The organism is Actinomadura sp. NPDC048032 (assembly GCF_040653175.1).
Taxonomy (GTDB): Bacteria; Actinomycetota; Actinomycetes; order Streptosporangiales; family Streptosporangiaceae; genus Spirillospora; species Spirillospora verrucosospora.
The window spans coordinates 1-4,195 of the sequence record NZ_JBEZJP010000563.1; the positions used below are offsets into that span (position 1 = coordinate 1).

4 protein-coding genes and 1 pseudogene are annotated in these 4,195 nt (G+C 72.8%); 4 read left to right on the top strand and 1 reads right to left on the bottom strand.

What is annotated here, in order from left to right; genetic code table 11:
* Nucleotides 1–287, top strand: a pseudogene (locus AB0C69_RS38915) (hypothetical protein); the annotation flags it as partial.
* Between the two features lie 94 nt (nucleotides 288–381).
* Nucleotides 382–1,446 (top strand): SAM-dependent methyltransferase, encoded by a 1,065-nt coding sequence (locus AB0C69_RS38920; RefSeq protein WP_360361125.1) that lies wholly within the window; start codon nucleotides 382–384, stop codon nucleotides 1,444–1,446.
* Here the strand turns inward: AB0C69_RS38920 and AB0C69_RS38925 are convergent.
* Nucleotides 1,438–2,139, bottom strand: coding sequence for an HAD family hydrolase (locus AB0C69_RS38925; protein WP_360361128.1), 702 nt, complete (start codon nucleotides 2,137–2,139; stop codon nucleotides 1,438–1,440). The genes AB0C69_RS38920 and AB0C69_RS38925 overlap by 9 nt on opposite strands.
* 108 nt (nucleotides 2,140–2,247) lie before the next feature.
* Here AB0C69_RS38925 and AB0C69_RS38930 point away from each other — a divergent pair, with 108 nt between their 5' ends.
* Nucleotides 2,248–3,792 (top strand): hypothetical protein, encoded by a 1,545-nt coding sequence (locus AB0C69_RS38930; RefSeq protein ID WP_360361131.1) that lies wholly within the window; start codon nucleotides 2,248–2,250, stop codon nucleotides 3,790–3,792.
* Between the two features lie 60 nt (nucleotides 3,793–3,852).
* Nucleotides 3,853–4,122, top strand: coding sequence for a hypothetical protein (locus AB0C69_RS38935; protein ID WP_185023171.1), 270 nt, complete (start codon nucleotides 3,853–3,855; stop codon nucleotides 4,120–4,122).
* Nucleotides 4,123–4,195 lie beyond the last annotated feature (73 nt).

Genomic DNA, 4,195 nt, shown 5'->3' on the forward strand with positions numbered 1-4,195 from the left:
GGCTGGCGGCCGAGCGCGACGCCGCGCGGCGCCAGGCGCGCAGGGCGCAGGCGCAGGCGGACGTCGCGCGGGCCGATCTCGCCAGCCTCAAGAGCCGCGTCGGGGAGCTGCTGAACGCCGCCGCGCGGCACCTTCCGGATCTTCCTCCGGTGGAGGGTCCGGACGCGCCGGAGCTGCCCGCCGCCCAAGAGGCGCGGGCCCTGCCCGCCGCCCCGGTCGATCCCGATCCCGAGCCTCCGGCCGAGAGCGGCGAGACGCCCGCGGACCGCGCGGCGCGAGCGGCCTGACCGGGCGGGAACGCCCGTCCGGGGACCGCGCGGAGGCCGCCTGAAGCGTCCGTCACGGCGGTCTTCGCGCCCGGGGTCCAGTAGGGTCCACCAAATGACCGCGTACGGCCTTCTCGTCTCCCCCTCGCACAACCGGGTCTATGCCCAGGCCGCCGCCGATCTGGTCAAGGCGGAACTGGCGGTGTTCAGCGAACGGGCTCTCGGCGGGCGCGTCCGCGACATCGAGGAGACCGCGATCGGCGGCGTCCCCTATGTGACGTTCTCCGCCGAGGGGCTGACGGAGCAGGACGTGCGCCTCCTGTCGAACCTGTCGTCGCTCTACGCGCTCTTCCAGATCGAGGGCGACCTGCTCCGCCCGGTCGCGCTCCAGCCGCTGGACCTGTTCGGCAGCGACCTGCTCACCATCCAGAAGTACTCGGGCAAGACCAACGAGTACTTCACCAAGCTGCTGCTGAACGTCACGGCGATGGCGACCGACTCGCCCCTGGACCTGGTGACCGGGCGTCCCCGCGTCTTCGACCCGATGTGCGGGCGGGGGACGACCCTCAACCAGGCGATGATGTACGGGCTGGACGCCGCCGGGATGGACATCGACGGCAAGGACTTCGACGCCTACGCGGCCTTCATCAAGACCTGGCTGAAGAACAACCGGGTCAAGCACCAGGCCGAGATCACCAACGTGCGCCGCGAGAAGGCCGTCCTCGGGCGCCGCCTGCACGTGACGCTCGGCGCGTCCAAGGAGCGCTACAAGAGCGGCGAGACGATGGAGATCACCGTCGTGAACGCCGACTCGCTGGGCGCGGGCAGGTTCTTCCGCCCGGCGTCGTTCGACCTGATCGTGACCGACGCCCCCTACGGCGTCCAGCACGGCAGCCGGCCGAAGGGGGCGCAGCCCGGCCGCAGGGGCGGGCCCCAGCTGTCGCGCAGCCCCGTGGAGCTGCTGACGTCCGCCGTGCCCGAGTGGACGCGGCTGCTGCGTCCGGGCGGCGCCGTCGGCATCTCCTGGAACACCTTCGTCGGCCGCCGCGAGCAGCTCGCCGAGATCCTCGCGGCCAGCGGCCTGGAGGTCCGGGACTCCGACGCCTACCGCGGCTTCCGCCATCGCGTCGACCAGGCCATCTCCCGCGACCTCATCGTGGCCGCCAAGCCGTCAGGCTGAGTGCCACCGCTCCACGTGCGGGAGCAGTTCCTCCAGCTCGTGGATGACGGCGTCGGCCGGCGTGAGGCCCGGGCGATCGAAGGCGTGGGTGGTCTGGTGCCGGATCAGGACGGCCCGCAGGCCGGCCGCCTTGGCTCCGTGGATGTCGTCGAACGGGCGGTCGCCGACGAAGACGCAGGAGCCCGGGTCGGTGGCGCCGACGGCGTCCATGGCGGCGCGGAACGCCTCGGCGTGCGGCTTCGTCCAGGGGATCTCGCTGGAGTAGACGGCGCCGTCGAGCATGTCGAGGACGTCGTCGCGGGCGAAGACGCGCTCGTGCCACTCGCGGGTCCAGATGGTGTTGGACAGCACGCCGATCCTGATGCCGCGCTCGCGGAGGGCGGTGAACAGGCCGGGGACGGCGGGGTCGGTGTGGGTGTGCGGGGTCCACGTCTCGAAGTGGGTGTCCAGGAGGGCCTCGGTCGGCTCCACCCCGGCCATCGCGAACGCCTCGGCGAGGGTGGCGCTGCGGTGCTCCTCGGTGCCGCGGCGCCACAGCTCGTCCTCGGCGGCGACGAGGGCCGCGACGGTCTTCTCGACGGCGTCCGGCGGGAGGTGGGCGGCGCAGACGGTGCGCCAGATGTCGGCGAGTTCGAGGTCGTGCCAGGGGGTCAGCGTGCCGCCCCAGTCGAAGATCACAGCTTGTACGCCCATGCCCCGGATCGTAACCATCGGGGCGCGACGGACGATCACCTTTTCGACGCGGTGGTCGTCCGGAGGGCGCGACCGGGGCCACCCGATGTCCGGTCAAGGGAGCCCTCCATGCGCAGACCCCTGCTCGCCGTCCTGTTGTCCGCCGTCCTCGTGGGCACGGCGGTCCCGGCGGCGGCCGATCCGATCCCCGACGGCCCCGGCAGAGGGCTCGTCCCGGCCTACGTCGGAGCGCCCGCCACTCCGGCCCCTCTGGCGGGGCGGCCCGTCCCGGCCAACCCGCACCAGGGTCCGGTGGGGACGTCGTCCATGCACGCCGACAGTTACGCCTCCGACACCTATCCGTTCCTGGGGCCGCTCGGCCGCGATCCGCAGGTGCTCGCCGAGGCCAAGGGCGGCGGGCTGCCGGGGCTGTGCTCGACGGTGACGTTCGCCCGCCGGACGGGCCTGATCGTCGCGCAGTGCACCCGCGGGCAGAACCTCACGCTGCGGCTGATCGACCCGAGGACGCTGAAGGACCTCGCGACCTACGAGCTGCCGCCCAGGCCGTCCACCGTCCAGGCGGTGTTCTCGCTGAACCTCGACACGGTGTTCACCGACACCTCGGGCGGGGCGTACTACTACCTGGACCCGCAGGACCGCGCGGTGCTGGCGGACTCGTCCTTCCATCTGCGCCGGTTCGCGCACGAGAAGGGCCCGGACGGCGCCTGGCGCTTCACGGTCACCGACGACTGGGACCTGCGCGGCCACCTCCCCCACGACTGCGCCACCTGGACGAACCCGTGGCCGAAAGGGGAATGCGACCCCGTCACCGCGGTCGGGCCCGACTGGAACGGCCTGATCTGGTGGATCACGAGGGGCGGCCGGGTCGGCACGGTGGACCCCGGGTCCGGGGCCGTCCGGATGACGCGGCTGGCGGGCGAGGGCGTCCAGAACTCGTTCGCGGCCGCGGAGAACGGCGTCTCGGTCGTGTCCGACCACGCGCTCTACCGGATGCGGGCCGGCGCGGACGGGACCCCGGAGATCGTCTGGCGGCAGCCGTACGACCGGGGCAGCGGGCGCAAGCCCGGGCAGATCGACCAGGGGTCCGGGACGACCCCCACGTTCTTCGGCGACGGCTACGTGGCCGTCACCGACAACGCCGACGACCGCATGCACGTGATCGTCCGCCGAGCGGAGGACGGCGGGCTCGTCTGCCAGGTCCCGGTGTTCGGAAGCGGGGCCAGCGCGACGGACAACTCGCTCATCGGCTACGGCCGCAGCCTGTTCGTCGAGAACAACTACGGCTACCGCAACTTCTTCGACCTGCCGCCGGGCGGGTCGTCGGTGGGCGGGGTCAGCCGCGTGGACGTGAAACCGGACGGGACGGGCTGCGAGACGGTCTGGACGAGCGCGGAGCGCTCCCCGTCCACCGTCTCCAAGGTCTCCGTGCCCGCGGGGCTGCTCTACCTCTACACGAAGGAGCCGCGCCGGGACCTCATCGACGCCTGGTACCTGACCGCGGTGGACGTCCACACGGGCCGGACGGCCTACAAGGTGCTCACCGGCACGGGCAAGTGGTTCGACAACAGCTGGGCGCCGGTCACCCTCGGCCCGGACGGGACCGCGTACGTGGGCGTCGTCGGCGGCCTCGTCGCCGTCCGCGACCGGGAGTAGGGCGCCGGGCATCGGGGATACCGGTCCGATCAGCGAACCCGAACCGGACCGGGAGGAGTCATGAGGGCACGCGAGCCCGGTGAGTCCCGCGACTTCCGCGAGGACATCGATGACATGGGAGACAACACCCAGGACGAGCAGATCGCCCTGACCGAGGAGTACGTGAACGACCCGCCCGAGGAGCTGAGGATCGAGGAGCCCGAGGAGAGCCGCGACGGCCTCGGCGTCACCGAGTACGAGCGGCAGGCCGCCAGGGAGGGCGACGAGGAGCGCCCGACGCCGATCACGCCGGCCGAGGAGGACGCGGTCAATCCCACCCGCAGGCCGTGACCACGACAGCGGCGCCCGCACCGGTCACCCCGGGCGGGCGCCGCCCCCGGCGCCCCGCGGGCCGGGGGGGACA

Bases quoted from the DNA above. Each gene is read 5' to 3' on its own strand.
- AB0C69_RS38920 (WP_360361125.1), top strand. From the start codon at position 382: ATGACCGCGTACGGCCTTCTCGTCTCCCCCTCGCACAACCGGGTCTAT.
- AB0C69_RS38930 (WP_360361131.1), top strand. From the start codon at position 2,248: ATGCGCAGACCCCTGCTCGCCGTCCTGTTGTCCGCCGTCCTCGTGGGC.
- AB0C69_RS38925 (WP_360361128.1), bottom strand. From the start codon at position 2,139: ATGGGCGTACAAGCTGTGATCTTCGACTGGGGCGGCACGCTGACCCCC.
- AB0C69_RS38935 (WP_185023171.1), top strand. From the start codon at position 3,853: ATGAGGGCACGCGAGCCCGGTGAGTCCCGCGACTTCCGCGAGGACATC.